This is a genomic window from Halorubrum sp. SP9, from assembly GCF_005435015.1.
Lineage (GTDB): Archaea > Halobacteriota > Halobacteria > Halobacteriales > Haloferacaceae > Halorubrum > Halorubrum sodomense.
This window is the reverse complement of record NZ_SGXU01000615.1, coordinates 1-285: the sequence shown is the minus strand read 5'-3', so window position 1 is coordinate 285 and position 285 is coordinate 1. Positions and strand designations below refer to the sequence as shown.

Genomic DNA, 285 nt, shown 5'->3' with positions numbered 1-285 from the left:
CCGGGTCGGCGATACCCCTCCGAAACCCCCGACCGCTGCGAGCGCGGTCGGACCGAGGCCAAACGTTTCGTACCGAGACCACGTACGGTTCTAACCGTGAACGCCGTTCGGCTGCTGGCGAACCCCGCCGTCCGATGGGCGATCGCGTTCCTCTACCTCGGCACGTCGCTGACGCTGCTCGTCGGGCTCGGCGACCTCCCGAGGGCGGACCAGATCGCGGTGACGATCGCCTGCGTGATCGGCTTCTTCGTGGTTCCGATCGCGTTGAAGGGGTACGTGGACTCC

1 protein-coding gene is annotated in these 285 nt (G+C 67.4%); it reads left to right on the top strand.

The window, feature by feature from the left end; genetic code table 11:
* Positions 1-96: 96 nt before the first annotated feature.
* Positions 97-285: hypothetical protein (locus EXE45_RS18785; protein WP_137695190.1), on the top strand; the 189-nt coding region annotated here is incomplete at its 3' end.